Source organism: Nonomuraea sp. NPDC000554 (assembly GCF_040300065.1).
Taxonomy (GTDB): Bacteria; Actinomycetota; Actinomycetes; order Streptosporangiales; family Streptosporangiaceae; genus Nonomuraea.
In genome coordinates, this window is sequence record NZ_JBEPDC010000019.1 from 37947 (window position 1) to 54414 (window position 16468).

At 69.8% G+C, this 16468-nt stretch carries 14 protein-coding genes; 10 read left to right on the forward strand and 4 right to left on the reverse strand.

Going from position 1 to position 16468, the window contains the following annotated elements:
* Positions 1-5: 5 nt before the first annotated feature.
* A complete protein-coding gene (gene polX / locus ABT294_RS31475; protein ID WP_350809924.1) occupies positions 6-1685 on the forward strand; it encodes a DNA polymerase/3'-5' exonuclease PolX in 1680 nt (559 codons plus the stop codon).
* 76 nt (positions 1686-1761) lie between these two features.
* Here polX and ABT294_RS31480 read toward each other — a convergent pair whose 3' ends face one another.
* From ABT294_RS31480 to ABT294_RS31490, 3 genes are read right to left on the reverse strand one after another with little or no spacing between them, the layout of a single operon-like run.
* Positions 1762-2595 (reverse strand): carbohydrate ABC transporter permease, encoded by an 834-nt coding sequence (locus ABT294_RS31480; protein WP_350809925.1) that lies wholly within the window; start codon positions 2593-2595, stop codon positions 1762-1764.
* Positions 2592-3479, reverse strand: coding sequence for a carbohydrate ABC transporter permease (locus ABT294_RS31485; protein WP_350809926.1), 888 nt, complete (start codon positions 3477-3479; stop codon positions 2592-2594). The genes ABT294_RS31480 and ABT294_RS31485 overlap by 4 nt, the downstream gene beginning before the upstream one ends.
* 26 nt (positions 3480-3505) lie before the next feature.
* Positions 3506-4819 carry an ABC transporter substrate-binding protein gene (locus ABT294_RS31490; protein WP_350809927.1) on the reverse strand — a complete coding sequence of 438 codons (1314 nt, stop codon included), beginning with the start codon at positions 4817-4819 and terminating at the stop codon, positions 3506-3508.
* 246 nt (positions 4820-5065) lie between these two features.
* Here ABT294_RS31490 and ABT294_RS31495 point away from each other — a divergent pair, with 246 nt between their 5' ends.
* The 6 genes from ABT294_RS31495 (at position 5066) to ABT294_RS31520 (ending at position 12486) form a co-directional block, all read left to right on the forward strand.
* Complete coding sequence (locus ABT294_RS31495; RefSeq protein ID WP_350809928.1) at positions 5066-6067, forward strand: SIS domain-containing protein; 1002 nt, start codon at positions 5066-5068, stop codon at positions 6065-6067.
* Between the two features lie 288 nt (positions 6068-6355).
* Positions 6356-7255, forward strand: coding sequence for a PfkB family carbohydrate kinase (locus ABT294_RS31500; RefSeq protein ID WP_350809929.1), 900 nt, complete (start codon positions 6356-6358; stop codon positions 7253-7255).
* Positions 7256-7267: 12 nt separating this feature from the next.
* Positions 7268-8368 (forward strand): LacI family DNA-binding transcriptional regulator, encoded by a 1101-nt coding sequence (locus ABT294_RS31505; protein ID WP_350809930.1) that lies wholly within the window; start codon positions 7268-7270, stop codon positions 8366-8368.
* Positions 8369-8828: 460 nt separating this feature from the next.
* Positions 8829-9578 (forward strand): hypothetical protein, encoded by a 750-nt coding sequence (locus ABT294_RS31510; RefSeq protein ID WP_350809931.1) that lies wholly within the window; start codon positions 8829-8831, stop codon positions 9576-9578.
* Between the two features lie 238 nt (positions 9579-9816).
* The gene (locus ABT294_RS31515) at positions 9817-10863 is read left to right on the forward strand and encodes a sulfite oxidase (protein ID WP_350809932.1); all 1047 of its coding nucleotides are present in this window, start codon (positions 9817-9819) and stop codon (positions 10861-10863) included.
* 144 nt (positions 10864-11007) lie between these two features.
* Positions 11008-12486: a WS/DGAT/MGAT family O-acyltransferase gene (locus ABT294_RS31520; protein ID WP_350809933.1), complete on the forward strand. Its 1479-nt coding sequence runs from the start codon at positions 11008-11010 to the stop codon at positions 12484-12486.
* Here the strand turns inward: ABT294_RS31520 and ABT294_RS31525 are convergent.
* The gene (locus ABT294_RS31525) at positions 12424-12966 is read right to left on the reverse strand and encodes a TetR/AcrR family transcriptional regulator (protein WP_350809934.1); all 543 of its coding nucleotides are present in this window, start codon (positions 12964-12966) and stop codon (positions 12424-12426) included. The two genes, ABT294_RS31520 and ABT294_RS31525, sit on opposite strands and share 63 nt — an antisense overlap.
* A 124-nt stretch (positions 12967-13090) precedes the next feature.
* On the opposite strand from ABT294_RS31525, the gene ABT294_RS31530 reads away from it, so the two are divergent.
* From ABT294_RS31530 to ABT294_RS31540, 3 genes are all read left to right on the forward strand, one after another.
* On the forward strand, positions 13091-13660 hold the full coding sequence (locus tag ABT294_RS31530) for a TetR/AcrR family transcriptional regulator (RefSeq protein ID WP_350809935.1): 570 nt from the start codon (positions 13091-13093) through the stop codon (positions 13658-13660).
* A gap of 47 nt (positions 13661-13707) precedes the next feature.
* Entirely contained in the window at positions 13708-15189 is a 1482-nt protein-coding gene (locus tag ABT294_RS31535) for an MFS transporter (RefSeq protein ID WP_350809936.1), read from the forward strand.
* Positions 15190-15482: 293 nt separating this feature from the next.
* Complete coding sequence (locus tag ABT294_RS31540) at positions 15483-16412, forward strand: aldo/keto reductase (protein WP_350809937.1); 930 nt, start codon at positions 15483-15485, stop codon at positions 16410-16412.
* Positions 16413-16468: the final 56 nt, after the last annotated feature.

The window sequence follows — 16468 nt, forward strand, 5'->3', positions numbered from 1 at the left end:
GGAGCATGCGGGCTAATGAGGAGGCGGCCACCGCTCTCCAGGAGTATGCGGAACTGTTCGCGCTGACCGGGGGCGACGCGTTCCGGGTGCGGAGCTACCAGAAGGCGGCCAAGGCGATCGCCGGGTTCCCCGAGGACATCTCGGTGGTTGACGTGCGGAGCGTCCCCGGCGTCGGCGAGGCGATCGCCAAGAAGATGGAGGAGTTCCTGCAACGCGGCAGCTTCCGCCAGCTCGACGACCTGCGCGGGCGCGTCCCCGACGGGGTCCGGCGGCTGACACGCGTGCCGACGTTGGGCCCGAAGACGGCGATCATGCTCTTCGAGGACTTCGGCGTCGACTCCCCCGCGGCCCTGGCCGAGGCGATCTCGTCGGGGCGGCTCGACGGCGTCAAGGGGCTCGGCCCGAAGACCCTCGCGAACCTGCTCAAGGGCGTCGAGCAGCTCGAGCAGTCGGGCCGCAGGGTGCACACCGGCGTCGCGATGGCGCTGGCCGAGCAGGTGATGGCGTCGTTGAGCGCCGAGCGCATGGCGTACGCGGGCTCGCTGCGGCGGATGAAGGACACGATCGGCGACATCGACATCCTGGCCGTGGCCGACGAGTCGATCATGGCCGCGTTCCGCGCCCAGCCGTACGTGTCCGAGGTGATCGCGGCGGGCGAGAAGAAGACGTCGGTGCGCACCACGTCCGGCATCCAGGTCGACCTGCGCGTGGTGCCCGCCGCGTCGTGGGGCGCGGCGATGCAGTACTTCACCGGCTCGAAGGAGCACAACGTCGCGATCCGTGAGATGGCGGTGAAGAAGGGCTGGAAGCTGTCGGAGTACGGGCTGTTCGAGGGCGAGCGGGTGATCGCCGCCGAGTCGGAGGAGGACATCTACGCCGCGCTGGGCATGCGGTTCGTCCCGCCGCCGTTGCGCGAGGACGGCGGCGAGGTGCAGGCGGCGCTCCGCGGCGAGCTGCCCGAGCTGGTACGGCTCGACGACCTCAAGGGCGACCTGCACACGCACACCAACCTGACCGACGGCATCGCCTCTCTGGAGGACATGGTGGCGGCCGGGCGCGCCCGCGGCTACGCGTACTACGCGGTCACCGACCACGCGCCTGATCTGGCGATGCAGCGGATGACCCTCGACAAGGCGCTCGACCAGCGCGGGCAGGCGCAGGCGCTCCAACGGAAATATCCGGACATGCGGATCCTGCACGGCACCGAGCTGAACATCGCCCCCGATGGGTCCGTCGACTGGCCCGGCGAGGTCCTGCGCGGATTCGACGTGTGCGTCGCGTCGGTGCACTCGCATTTCAGCATGTCCCGCGACGAGATGACCCGCCGGTTCATCACCGCCTGCGAGAACCCGTACGTGGACATCATCGGCCATCCGACCACTCGCAAGATCGGCAAGCGCTCCCCGGTCGACGCCGACTGGGACGCCGTCTTCCGCGCCGCCGCCCGCACGGGCACCGCCATGGAGATCGACTCCTTCCCCGACCGCTCCGACCTGCCGTCCGACCTGGTACGGCTGGCCAAGCACCACGGGGTGAAGTTCTCCATCGACAGCGACTCCCACGCCATCCCGCACCTGGCGAACCAGCGCTTCGGCATCGGCGTCGCGCAGCGGGCCTGGTTGACCGGCGAGGACGTCATCAACACCTGGCCCCTCGACCGGCTCCTCGCCTTCCTCGGCCGCTGACCACCACCAGCCGGGCGCGGCGCCGATGGGGTCGCCGGCCACCTTGAGGCCGGCGGGCCCGAAGCGGCCCCCGGCGCTACTTGCCGATGCCGTCGGCGAGGCCCTTGACGATGTAGCGCTGGCCGAAGATGAACAGCAGTACTACCGGAGCGGCCGCGATCACCATCCCCGCGAAGACGACGGGGTAGTCGGTGCCGTGCTTGCTCATCAGGCTCGTCAGCCCCACCGGCAGGGTCTGCACCCCGCTGCCGCTGGTGAAGACCATCGCGAACAGGTACTCGTTCCACGCGAACAGAACCTGCAGCATCACCGTCGAGGTGATGATCGGCTTGCTCATCGGAAGGATGACCCGCCAGAACGCGGTCCAGTGCCCCGCGCCGTCCATCTCCGCCGCCTCGTCGACCTCACGCGGGAGGTCGATCATGTACGCCCGGATGAGGAAGGTGGTGAACGGCACACGGAAGGCGGTGTACAGGATGAGCAGAGCCCAGAAGCTGTTGTAGAGCCCCATCGCCTGGAACATCTTCACCAGCGGCACGAGCGCCACCGTAGGGGCGAGCATCAACCCGCCGAGGATCACTCCGGTGACCGTCCTGTTGAAGGGGATGTTGACGCGGGTGAGGCCGTACGCGGCCCACGCGCTGACGAACACGGTGGCGACCGTCGAGGTGAGCGTGACCAGCACACTGGTGGTGAGGTAGTTGTCCACCCCTCGGTTCCACGCCTTCTGGTAGTTCGAGAAGCTCCAGTCGACGGGCAGGGCGAACGGGTCGCCGAACAGCTCGGCGTTGGTCTTGAACCCGTTGAGCACCATCCACAGCAGCGGGTACAGCACGACCACCGCGAGGCCGAGCAGGAAGGCCCACATGAACACGCGCGTGATCACGCCGAGAAAGCTCAGGCGTCTCACCACTCCACCCTTCTTTTCCGTGTGACCCACAGCTGCGCCATGGCGACGCCGAGTGTGATCACGAAGATCAGCGTGGCGATCGCGGCCGCGTAGCCGAAGTTGTTGCGCACGAAGCCGTTGCGGTAGAGCCACGTGCCCATGACCTGGGTCGAGTTGTTGGGGCCTCCGCTGGTCATCACCATGACCTCGTTGAACACCTGGAACGCCCCCGAGATCGTGACCATCGTCATGAGTCCCGTCATCTCGCGTACCAGGGGGACCGTCACGTGCGTGAAGCGGCGGATCGGTCCGGTGCCGTCGATGAGGGCGGCGCCGTACAGTTCGGACGGGATGCGCTGGATCGCGACGGCGAACAGCAGCGTGGAGTAGCCGAAGCCCTGCCACTGGCTCATCGCGATGATCGCCGGCATCGCGGTGCTCTCCTGGCCGAGCCACGAGTGGTCGAGCGCGCCCAGTCCCACCGCTGCGAGGGCGTGGTTGAGCGGGCCGAGGCTCGGCTCGTAGATGAAGTAGAACAGCAGTCCCGCGACGGTCAGCGACATGGCGGAGGGGAGGAAGTAGACCGCTCGCAGGCCGCGCCGCCACCGGTCGCTGCGGATGCTCTCGATGAGCGCGGCCAGCAGGAGCGCGCCGAACACCTGGAACACGATCGAGATCACCGCGTACAGCAGGTTGTTGCCGAAGGACGACCAGAAGACGGGATCGTCGAGCAGCTTGCGATAGTTGTCGAGGCCGACGTACTCCTGGCTCCCACTGTAGATGTCCCATTTGAGGGTGCTGAACCCGATGTTCTGCACGAGCGGCAGGTAGACGAACACCCCGACCAGGACGAGGGCGGGGACGACCCACGCGAGCCCGAACGCCCGTTGAGTGATGGTGCGCACGACATGCTTCCCTTCGGCCCTGCGGCCTACCTGGCTGACTCCGAGGCCTGGCGCACGCTCTGGAGCACCTGCTCGGGAGACGTGCCACCGCCGATGAGGGCCTCGCCGCCGGCCAGCCACGCGTCGGCGACCTCGGGCACCGTGACCATGTCGAGCCAGCTGGCCAGCCGCGGCGCGTCATTGACGAGCTCGATGCCCTCGAACACGGCCTTGCTCGACGTCTCGGGCGTGACGGCGCCGATGACGGTGCTGGGCTGGCCGTACGGGGAAGAGGACAGGGCCTTGGCGTTGTCGAGGCCGGTCACGAACTTCATGAAGTCGACGGCGAGCGCGGCGCGCGGCGACCTGGCGTTGACGAGGTAGCCCTCGGGCGCTCCCTCGATGACCTTGGGGTCTCCCGCGGCGCCTGAGGGGACCGGCAGGGGGAAGATGCCGAAGTCCTTGGCGGCCAACCCGCGGCCGGCGGTCGTGCTGTCGAACTCCAGGATCTCTTGGTAGTACATGGCGGCTTTGCCGTTGGCGAACGCCTCCTGCGCCGAGGTGTAGAGCACGCCGTTGGTGCCGCTGCCCGAGTCGGTGCAATCGGTGACCAGGGTCTTGAACTGCTTGAGCGCGGCGAGGTAGCCCGGGTGGTCGAGCGTGGCCGTCGCGGGACGGACGTCGGCCTTCAAGGTGGCGTCGGGCACGTCGTAGGCGAAGAGCTGCTGCAGGTAGTGCAGCGCGGGCCAGCCGTCCTTGTTGCCGAACGCGATCGGCTCGTATCCGGCCTTGCGCAGCGCCTGGCAGCTGCCGACGAGCTCCTCGAACGTCTTGGGCACCGCGACGCCCGCCTTGGCGAAGGCGGCCTTGTTGTAACCCATGAACTTGCCGTTGTTGTACAGCGGGATCCCGTAGTACTTGCCGTCGAAGGCGAAGGCGGACAGCGAGGCCTTGCTGAAGGTCCGTCCCCACGCGGTGTCGGGGCCGATCACCTTGGTGAGGTCGGCGGCCCTGCCGCCGCGCACGAAGTTCTCCTCCCAGTTGCCGGTCCACGTGAAGTAGATGTCGGGCAGCGCGTCGGAGGCGGTCAGGGTCTTGGTCTTGTCCTTGACGCTCTGGTCGGTCTCCTGGATGAGCTCGACCTTCACGCCGGGATGCTGCTTCTCGTAGGCGGTGGCGAGCTGCTCGAAGTACGGGCTCAGCGGCTCGCCCGCGAACTTGGTCAGCACGCTGAGCGTGCCGGAGAACTCAGGTTCGGCGTTGATGTCGACCGTGGGGGCTGCCGCCGTACCGCCCGCGCAGCCGGTGAGGGCGAGCGTTCCGGCCAGTGCGGCCAACGTCGTCAGGGCGCGAGGACGCATGGGCTTCCTTTCTCTCGGCTCTCTCGAATCTCGGGTCATTCGGGGAGAGGGGTGAGCGCCGACTGTACAGCGGTTCTGATACCGGTACCAGGGGGTGGGCCAAGATCTTATCTTCTTTACTCATCACTCCAGGTTGCGTGGATGAGTTGACGGTGACGGTTTCACTGTGTCAGCGTGATGCCGCGTGATACCGGTATCAGGTCGCGAGGCGCCGCCGGTCGCGCAGTTTCCCGAAAGGACGCGAACATGCTCGGATTCAACGAGCCCGAATTCCGGTCACAGCTGGCGAGCGCGGTGGCACTGCGCCCCCGGATCGAGGAGCTCGTCGACCGCCTCGTTGACGAGGGCTTCGACAACCTCCTCCTCGTCGGCGCGGGCGGCACCTACGCCCAGATGTGGCCGTACGAGCACCTGGCCAGGCGCTCGTCAGGTCTCGCCGTACGCGCGGTGATCGCCGCCGAGCTGATCGCCTCGGGCGACGCGACGCTCGGCGAGCGCACCGTGGCGATCTTCACCTCGGTGTCGGGCACGACCGACGACAGCGTCCGCGCCATCGAGTACTGCAAGGCCAACGGCGCCTACACGATCGGATTCACCGGCTACCCCGACTCGCCCGTCGCCACCAAGGTCGACGCCGCGCTCGTCTCCGAACCGAAGACCTGGCCCTTCGACCCGCAGCTCCTGCTGTTCATGGGCCGCCTGCTGGCGCGCAGGGGCGAGTTCGACGGCTACGAGAAGTTCGCCGACGAGCTCGCCGACATCCCTGGCATCCTGGTCGAGGTGGCCAGGCAGGCCGAGCCCGCGGCGTCGGACTTCGCCGAGGCCCACAAGGACACCGACTACCACTTCCTCGTCGGCGGCGGGAACCTCTGGGGTTTCACCTACCTCTACTCCATGTGCATCCTCGAGGAGATGCAGTGGCTGCGCACCACCCGGGTGCACAGCGCCGAGTTCTTCCACGGCTCGCTCGAACTGCTCGAAGAGGACACGAGCGTGATCGTCTTCCAGGGCGAGGACGAGACCCGCGCCCTCACCGACAGGGCCGAATCCTTCGCCAGGCGCGTCTCGAAGGACGTGACCGTCTTCGACACCCGCGACTACCCGCTCGACGGCATCAGCCCCGAGTTCCGCGGCCTGCTCGCGCCGCTCGTCCTCGACACCGTGATGGGCAGGGTCAGCAAGCACCTGGAGCGCGTGCGGGACCACTCACTCGACCTGCGCCGCTACTACCGCGTCATGGACTACTGAGGCTTCTTGACCTCCTCCCCCTCCTGAACGAGGGGGATTCCCACGGTCACCCGTGAGCCTTCCTGCTTCACCGCCGACCGCCCGCCAGAGAGAGGGACTCTCCTTGAGGTCTTACACCGGCTCCACAGGCGTTTCACCTCTCCGCCAGCCCAGCGGCGAGGACACCAAAAACCGTTCATCCGGCAGCTTGGTTATCGCCGCCGTCACGCACAGTACCGAATTCCGCGGCACTGCCCAGCGTTTCCTCCCCCGCCTGAAGGCGGAGGTTTCCACGCTCGAGGAGTCTCGATGAGAGTCCTCGGCTTCGGCGACAACATCGTCGACCGATTCGTCGACCGCGGCATCGACTATCCGGGCGGCAACAGCGTGAACGTCGCCGTCTACGCCGACCGCCTGGGCGTCGAGGCCGCCTACCTCGGGGTCTTCGGTGACGACGAGCTCGGAGGCTTCCTCCGTGCGTCGATCGCCGCCCAGGGCGTCTCCGTCGGCCGCTGTGCCGTACGGCGGGGCGAGACGGGCGTCTCCACCCTGCGCGTCGACCACGGCGACAGGATCTTCCTCGGCTGGAACGGCGGCGGCGTCACGGTCAGGCAGCCGCTCGTGCTCGACGGCGAGCTGCTCGACTACGCCTCCTCCTTCGACCTGGTCCATTCGAGCGTGTACTCCCGCAGCGAGAGTGAGCTGCCGAAGCTCCGCACGCTCGTGAGCTTCGACCTGTCGAGCGAGGAGGAGTACCGCCGCCCCTCCTACCTCGACAGCGTCTGCCCGCACGCCGACCTGGTGCTGCTCTCCTGCTCCCACCTCGACGAGGCCGCCACCCGCGCCCTGCTCGCCGAGGCCGTACGGCGGGGCGCAGGTCTGGCACTCGCCACCCGCGGAGTGGAAGGCGCGATCGCCCACGACGGCCGCAGCACCGTCGCGGCCCCCGCGCGCCCCGTCGAGCAGGACAAGGTCGTCGACACCATGGGCTGCGGCGACGCCTTCCTGGCCGGATTCGCCGTCTCCCTGCTGCGCGGCGGGTGGTCGGCAGGCGCGCGGCCGTCCACGAGCCTGATCGAGCGAGCGCTCCACGACGGTGCCGACAGCGCCTACGAGCAGTGCTTCGTCGAAGGAGCCTTCGGCCACGGCAGGCCCGCCGATCGGCCTGCCTTGGCTAGCATGTGGCCAGGCTCCGAACGCGAGAAATGAGGGACACCATCCATGCCAGCTGACCGGGGCCGAGCGGGGGGATCGCCGACGATCTCCGAGGTGGCCCGCGAGGCCGGCGTCGGCCGCGCCACCGCGGCGCGGACCCTCGGCGGGTACGGCTACGTCAGCCCCGAGCTGAGGGAGCGCGTGCTCGCCGCGGCGGAGAAGCTCGGCTACCGCGCGAACGCGCTGGCACGCAGCATGTCGACCGGCGTGAGCCACACCCTCGGCGTGATCGTCGCCGACATCGGCAACCCGTTCTTCGCCGGGGTGGTGCGCGGGATCTCCGACACCTCCCGCGCCAGGGGCTTCGACACGATCGTGCTGAGCACCTACGAGGACCTCGACGAGGAGGTCGCGGCGACGAACGTGCTCATCGACAAACGCGTCGACGGCTTCATCGTCGCCTCCGCCGCGGTCAACAGGGACGAGGTCGCCCACATCAGGGCGGCGACGGAGCGCGGCATCCCCGTCGTGCTCGTCGACCGCGCCGTCGCCTCCCTCGACCTCGACACCGTCGTCATCGACAACCGCGAAGCCGCCAGAGAGGCGGTCGAGACGCTCATCGAGGCAGGGCACCGGCGCATCGGGTTCGTCTGGGGACCGCCCGCGCCCGAGACGCCCGTGACCAGACGCGAGCTGCTGGCGGAGGCGTCCCGCAACCTGTGGACGGACGGGGAACGGCTGTGCGGCTACCTCGACGCGCTCGACGACGCACGCATCCCCTTCGACGCCGAGCTGGTGATGGTCGGGAGAAAGACGGAGGAGCGGGTGACGCACGAGGTCGCCCGCATGCTCGCCCTTCCCGACCGCATCACTGCGGTGTTCTGCACCGAGACGGACGCGGTGACGGGGGCGTTGCGGGCACTGCGTACGGCCGGACTGGCCTATCCGCGGGACGTGGCGTTGATCGGGTTCGACGACAGCTCGTGGGCGGCGGTGATGGAGCCGCCGCTGACAATGATCGAACAGCCGGTGCACGAGCTGGGGGCGAAGGCGGCCGAGGTGCTGCTCGACACGATCGCGGGCACGGAACCGCGCGGGGAGATGCACACGCTCCGATCGCGCCTGATCCTCCGCTCCTCAGTCTCCCCGCCGCAGATGATCTCCTGAAGCGGCGCCGAGCGCATGACCGCGTACAGGAGGACGGTTCAGGCCGGGAACGAGCCGTAGAGCCGGGTACGGACGCAGACCACCTCGACGGACCCACCACTCGCACCCCCTGACCTGCGGCCAATCACTACCCATGATCTCTACGGAGGGGGTTCCCGCGTATCTCGGTCGCCTGCCCGTGCGTTCGAGGCGGCCCGTGCGTTCGACGCGGCCCGTGCGTTCGACGCGGCCCGTGCACTCGATGGCGGTCGGGTGCTCGATGGCATTCGGGTGCTGGACCTGACGGACGTCGCGTGCGCGCGAGGCGGCCCAGGGCGCGCGGCCTTGTCTCATGCGAGCGGGTGGACGAGGCGTCCCTGTGACTCAGCCCACGGAATGACCACCCGTGGGCGGATGTGCCGGGCTCGGAATTGCGGGAGAGTGTTCGCGGCCGTTGTCACACAGACGAAGGGGGTCGGCCATGCCCGAGGGGCGCGGCAGGACAGGCGCGAAGAAGATCTGGGCGCGGATTCTCGCGGCGCTGGCCGTGCTGCTCGTCGCCGGGGTGGCCGGGGTGGCGGTGGCCTATCCGTCCGTCGCCGCGACGACGTGCCCCGGCTGCTACGGCCTCACCGAGCTGCGGCCCGGCGTCTACACGGAGGAGGGCCTGTCGGCTGGGCAACGGTCCCAGGTCGCCCAGGCGACGGAGGCGGCCACCGAGCGGGTCGCCGGCTTCTACGGCTCCAGGCGGAGCTCTCCCCGGTTGCTCGTCTGCGTGACCGACGAGTGCTACCGGCACATCGGCGGCGGCCGGGAGCGCGGCATCGCCGTACTCGACCGATCGGTGATGCTCTCTCCGAGGGGCGTCGACGCGGTGATCGCCTCGCACGAGATGTCCCATGTCGAGCTGCACGCCCGGCTCTCCTCGGGGGTCGAGGTCCCGCAGTGGTTCGACGAGGGGCTGGCGGTGGTGGTCTCCGACGACCGCCGCTACCTCGCCCCGCCGTCCGCCCCCGACCGCTGTCTCGCGGAGCCGGGCGCCTCTCTCCCCATCACCCTGGACGAGTGGCTGCACGCGGCGGGCACGGACGCGTCCACGTACGCCAAGGCGGCCTGCGGGGTCAGCCGCTGGCTGCGGAGCAACGGCGACAGAGATGGCTTGCTCAAACTGATCGATCGCCTCAACGCCGGCGAAAGTTTCGACTCGATGGTCACCAACGGACGGTCATGATGGAGGGTGAGCGGCTCCCGCCGAGGTCTGGCCCGCCGGCCTGCCTTTCCGGCGTATCACCTGGCAGGCCGGTTCTCCCCCTTTCACATGGGGGTCTTCGTCCGGGAGCGGGGTCCTTCGCCGGACGTGCGTTCGTCGCGAATAATGGGCATGAAGTAGCGGCGAGGATCTGGAGATAAGCAGAGAGTCACGATTAAATGGTTTCCCAGTAGGAAATAGTCATTAAGGAGGTGTGGTCATGGGACAAGCTCTCGCCACCATCGTCAAGCCGCTGCCCGACAGCCTGTTCACCCTGCATGACGGCAGCGCGGAGATGCGCTGGGAGGCCATGGCCGGGCAGGGGTTCCACACCCCCAACGACCGTTTCTTCGTGCGGAACCACACCTTCACCCCGCTGATCGACGCCGGCACCTGGCGGCTGCGGTTGCACGGCCCCGGCATCCGGCATCCGGGCGCGTACAGCTACGACGAGCTCCGCTCCATGCCGTCCAGAACCATGGACGTGGCGATCGAGTGCGCGGGCAACGGCCGCCGGTTCTACGCGACCCAGCAGCACACGCCCACGCCGGGCACCCAGTGGGGGCTGGGCGCGGTGGGGGTGGCGCGCTGGCGCGGGGTGCCGCTGCGGTACCTGCTCGAACAGGCCGGGCTCCGGCCCGAGGCGGTTGACGTCCTTCCGACGGGCCTCGACGCGCCGTTCGAGGACTACGGGCACGTCCGCAGGCCACTGCCCGTGGAAAAGGCCCTGGACGACGTCCTCGTCGCCCATGAGATGAACGGGCGCCCGCTTCCGCCCGACCACGGATTTCCGGTGCGACTGGTGGTGCCGGGATGGGTGGGAATAGCGTCGATCAAATGGCTTGGAGATATCGAGGTCGCCACCCGTGAACTGGCCACGCCGTGGAACACGGTCTTTTACCGCGAGGTCACGACGCAACCGGTGAAGAGCGCTTTCGAGCTCCCCTGGGACACCGCGTTAAGGGCGGGGGCGCGTCACCTTCTGCGCGGCAGGTCGTGGTCCGGACGCGGACGGGTCGTCAGGGTGGAGGTCAGCGTCGACGGCGGTCACACCTGGAAGAGGGCGGAGCTGCAGGGAAAGTCCCTGGCCAACGCCTGGATCCGGTGGCACGTCGGCTGGGCTCCGCGCCGTCCGGGGCCCGTCGTCCTGATGGCCAGGGCCACCGACGAGAGCGGCGCGACACAGCCGCTGGTGGCCCCGCGACATCCGCTCGGTTACTGCTTCGGCGCTGTCGCGCAACACCCCATTACCGTTGTCAGCGGATAGGAAATTGTCACCCTTCCAGGCTGAGCTGCACTTTCGCTGAATCAATGTCAGAGGCGGCCGAATTCATCTGAAAGACTCTCGCGGAAACGTTTCGGAAATCGCCGTATGTGATCCTGTCCGCACTCTAGGGAAAGAGGAGACGAGATGCGCCAGCTGACCGCGCTCGACGCGCAGTTCCTGAACGTCGAGTCCGCGACCACTGCCGCCCATGTGGCGGGCCTGGCGATCCTCGACTCGTCCGACGGCTCGATCACCAGGCAGGCGCTCGCCGACCTTCTGCTGGACCGTCTCCACCTGTCGCCGGCGCTCAGCCTCCGGCTGGCGGAGGTGCCGCTCGGCCTCGACCGTCCCTACTGGGCCGCCGACCCCGACTTCGACCTCGCCCACCACCTGTTCGAGAGCACGCTGCCCAGCCCGGGCGACGACTGGCAGCTCGCCGACGCGGTGGCCCGCATCCACGCGCGCAGGCTCGACCGCGCCCACCCGCTGTGGGAGATGCACCTGATCAACGGGCTGGCCGGGGGCCGGGTGGCGGTGTACACGAAGGTCCACCACGCCGCCATCGACGGCGTGTCGGGGGCCGAGACGCTCGCCGCCCTCCTCGACCTGTCGCCCGACACGTGCCGCCTCGGGCCTCCCCGCACGGTCAGCGACCAGGCGGTGCCGGGAGTGGCCGGGATGCTGGCCGGCGCGGCCGTCCGGGCGGCGGCGCAGCCCGTGAGCGCGGTGCGGTCCCTCCTCAGGGCGGCGGGCGACCTGGACGCGATCCCGCTGGCCGCAGGCCTGCCCGGCTCGCGCATGATCGCCAGGGCGGTCAGGCGCGCCAGCGGCGACCGGCACCGGCGTCCCGAACTGCCCGGCCTGAAGGTTCCGCGCACCCCGTTCAACGGGCCCATCAGCGCCGGCCGTCACGTGTCGTTCGGCTCGGTCTCGCTCAAGGACGTCAAGGCGGTCGCCAAGGCCAACGGCATGAGCGTCAACGACGTCGTGATGGCGCTGTGCACGTCGGCGCTGCGCTCGTGGCTGGAGGAGCGCGACGCGCTGCCCGACGAGCCGCTGATCATCGCCGTCCCGGTGGCGGTGCGCACGGGCAGCGCCCGGGAGGTGGTCGGCAATCAGATCTCGGCGATGGTCGCCCCGATGCCCACCAACGTCAGCGACGCCAAGGAGCGCCTCCAGGCCGTGGGCGCGACGATGAGGGCGGCCAAGCGCCGTTTCGCGCTGGCCCCCGCGAACTGGCTGTCCGAGCTGTGCTCGGTGCTGCCCGCCCCGGTCACCAGCCTGGCCACGCCAGCGCTGTTCCGGCTGGCGTCGGTGGCGTTCCCGCCGATCAACCTGATCATCAGCAACGTCCCGGGGCCGCAGTTCCCGCTGTATCTGTGCGGCGCGCGGATCCTGTCGTACTACCCGATGTCGGTGCTGACCGACCTGAGCGGCGGCGTCAACATCACCTGCTTCTCCTACGACGGCATGCTGGACTTCGGCGTCGTGGCCTGCCCCGAGCGCATGGACGACGTCTGGAGCCTGCTCAGGCACCTGCGGACGGCCCTGGACGAGCTGCTAGACGAGCGAGTGAGCGATGAGTTCCGCGACCGCGTCGGGGTCGATCTGATGACCCGTTAGCTGGCAGAGGTTCTCCTGGTAGAGCAGGACGGCGGCGAACGTGGCCGCCGCCACCTCCAGCCTGGCCGCGTCGCCCCGCGCGCCGGGCAGCGCCAGTTCCAGCGCGAACCTGGCCCGTCTGATCAGCTCGCCGTTGAGCCGGCCGAGCCGCTCCTTGACCGAGCCGTGCGTGTCGGCCTCGCGGAACAGGATGCGCCGCATCGCGGGCGAGGCCCGCAGCGGCAGGCCGCGCGCCAGCCGGGACAGCGTGCCGGCGGGGTCGCCGGGCACCGCGTCGACCTCGCGCCCCTCCTCGACCAGGGTGCGCTCGTCGACGAGCGCGACGAGCACGTCGATCTTGCGCGGGAAGTAGTGGAAGACCAGGCCCTTGGGCACACTGGCGAGCCTGGCGATGACCGCGGTCGGGGTGGCCTCGTAGCCGCCTCCGGCGAACAGCTCCTCCGCCGCGTCCAGGATGCGCGTCCGCGCGTCACCGATCACAGCCGAACCATAGCTCCCCGCAGGACGCGCCTGCCATGACGGCGAGGCGAGAGCCCGGTACACATGAGGAGTCTGTCGTGTATTGTTTGCGACAAATCTGTCGCAAATGATACGGGAGCGTGTGATGGCGGTCAGCCGGGAACAGCTCATGACCGCGGCGATCCAGCACCTCAACCGCGATCCGACGGCGTCGATGGCCGAGCTGGCCGAGGCCGTGGGAATCAGCAGGGCCACCCTGCACCGGCACTTCACCAGCCGGGAGGAGCTGATGGTCGCGCTCGGCCAGTGCGCCTACGACCAGTGGGAGCGCGTCCAGCTCGCCGCCGGCGTGACGGAGGCGGTCTCGGGGAGCCCGCCGGAGATCGAGCGGGCGCTGGCCGCGCTGCTGACCGGCCTGATCGAGATCGCGGACGAGTACGGCTTCGGCCTCACCGACCACGCGATGCTCGTCCACGACGAGCTGGACCGGCGCGCCCAGGCGCTGGAGGAGCGCGAGCTGGCGCTGTTCGCCGCCGCCCAGCGCGCGGGCCTGCTCCGCGCCGACCTGCCCGTGCGCTGGGTGAGCAGCACCGTGTACGGGCTGCTCGTGGCCGTCAGGGAGAGCCTGCGGCGCGGCGACATCGCCCGGCGCGACGTGCCCAGACTGGTCATCGAGACCTTCCTGCACGGCGCCTCCCACCGGGGCGACTCGTGAACGGCCGCCAGGTGAGCCGGCCCGGTCGGACCGAGCCGGGAGCGGACGTGACGGCCCGGCGGCGGTGGGCGGGGTTGGCCGTCCTGTCCGCGAGCGTGCTGCTGGTGGTCATGGACATGACCGTGCTCAACGTCGCGCTGCCCGCGATCTCGGCCGCCCTGCGGCCCGACGCCATCCAGCTCCTGTGGATCGTGGACGTGTACGCGCTCGTCCTGGCAGGTCTGCTGGTCGCGGTGAGCGCGCTCGGCGACCGGTGGGGGCGCAAGAAGATGCTGCTCGGCGGCTTCGCGCTGTTCGGCCTGGCCTCCGCGGCCGTGCTGTGGGCGGACAGCGCGGAGACGGTGATCGCGCTGCGGGCGCTGCTGGGCGTGGGCGGCGCCATGATCATGCCGTCCACGCTGTCCATGATCCGGAACCTGTTCACCGACGGGCGCGAGCGGGCGACCGCGCTGGGTGTGTGGTCCTCGATGGCCGCCGTCGGGGCGGCGCTCGGGCCGATCCTGGGCGGGCTCCTCCTGGAGCGCTTCAGCTGGCACGCGGCCTTCCTGGTGAACGTGCCGGTGATGGCGGTGGCGATCGTCGCGGGTGTGTTCCTGCTGCCCGAGTCGCGCAACCCGCGCCCCGGCCGGTGGGACGCCCTCGGCACCGTCCTGTCGATCACCGGCATGGCGGCGCTCGTCTACGCGATCAAGCACGTCGGCAAGAACGGCCTGGCCGACCCGTCCGCGCTGGTGGCCGCGGCGGTGGCGGCGCTGGCGCTGGGCTGGTTCGTCGCGCGCTGCCTGCGCAGGCCCGACCCGCTGCTGGAGATCAGGCTGTTCCGCAGCGGGCCGTTCAGCTCGGGCGTGGTGGCGGCGCTGGCGACGTCCATCGCGATGGCGGCGATGCTGCTGTTGCTGGCGCAGTGGATGCAGCTCGTGCAGGGCTACTCGCCGCTCGAGACGGGGGTGCGCCTGCTGCCGGCGGCGCTCGCCGCGCTGGTGGCCTCGCCGCTCGCGCCCGCGCTGGCGGCGCGGATCGGCGCCCGCGCGGTGCTCGCGGGCGGGCTGGCGGTGGCCGGGCTGGGGTTCCTGGTGCTGTTCTTCGCGCCGCTGGGGTACCCGTCGGTCGCGGTGGCGCTGCTGCTGATCGGGTTCGGCGAGGGCGCGCTGGCGATCGCCTCCGCAGTGATCATGTCGGGGACGCCGTCCGAGAAGTCGGGCAGCGCGGCGGCCATCGAGGAGACCAGCTACGAGCTGGGCGGCGTGCTCGGCGTGGCCGTGCTGGGCAGCGTGGCCGCGGCGGTCTACCGTACGGGGCTCGACTACGGCGGGCCGGCGGCGGCCGTTCGTGAGTCGCTCGGGGGCGCGCTGGACGTCGCCAAGGAGCTGGGCGCGTCGGGCGCGCAGCTGGCCGAGCAGGCCAGGGAGGCGTTCGCCGACTCGCTGACGGTGACGTGCGGGGCGGGGGCGCTGCTGATGCTGGCGGGGGCGGCGGCCATCTGGCTGCTCACCCCACGCGGACTCGACCTGTCGGCAACCCACCACTGAAGGCTCCATGAACAGCCAACCCGCCCCCAGAACTCCCTGCAGGGAAGCCAACCCACGCCCCCTGAACAGCCCCCGCAAGCCAGAGCCTGTCAAGACCCGTGGGCCAGGGAACCCGAACGGGCGGGCCCCTGAACCGCCCTGCAAGCCAGAGCCTGTCAAGCACCTCTGAACCACCGAACTGGCGGGCCCCCTGAACCGCCGACGGGGCGAGGGCCCGCGGTCCGAAGGAACCGGAGACCCTCTCGGCAGGGGGGCCATCGGGTCTCCGTGGGGGCCGAACGGATAATGGCGTGGTGAGACCGATAGACGCCACGGACCTGTCCGTTTTCCCGATATGCCTCGGCACCAACGTGTTCGGCTGGACCGCCGACAAGGAGGCCTCGTTCGCCGTCCTCGACGCCTACGTGGAGGGCGGCGGCAACTTCATCGACACCGCCGACGTCTACCCGCACTGGGCCACCGGCGAGTCCACGTCGGAGATCATCATCGGCGAGTGGCTGGCCGAGCGCGGCAACCGCGACTCGATCGTGCTCGCCACCAAGGTCGGCATGTTGCAGGGCTTCGAGGGGTTGTCGCGGCGGAACATCCGGACGGCGGTGGAGAACTCGCTCCGCAGGCTCCGTACCGACCGGATCGACCTGTACTGGGCGCACCGCGACGACCAGGACACGCCGCTCGCGGAGTCGCTGGCGGCCTTCGACGAGCTGATCCGCGAGGGCAAGATCCGTTACGTCGGGGCCTCCAACTACACCGCCGACCGGCTGGCGGCGGCGCTGCGGGTGTCCGACGACGAGGGGCTGGCCAGGTACGTCGCCCTCCAGCAGGCGTACAACCTGGTGGAGCGCGACTACGAGGGCGAGTTGCGGGACGTGGTGGCCAGGGAGGGCCTGTCCAGCACGCCGTACTTCTCGCTGGCACGCGGCTTCCTGACGGGCAAGTACCGGGCGGGCGTCACGATCGACAGCCCGCGGGCGGGAGCGGCGAGTCAGTACCTCAACACCAAGCACGGCCTGCGGACGGTGGAGGCGCTCCTCAAGCTGGCGGCGGTGCACGACGTCGAGCCGGCGGCGGTCGCGCTGGCCTGGCTGGCCGCGCAGCCGACGGTCACCGCGCCGATCGCCAGCGCCCGCTCCGTCGGCCAGCTCCGGCCGCTGCTCGCCGCGGCGGAGCTGACGCTGAGTGCCGACGAACTCCACCAGCTCGACGAGGCCTCCAGGCCGTAGCGACCCCGTGAGTCCCACGGCGGCGCAGCGAGCCGGACGGTCGCGTGCGCCTGCCC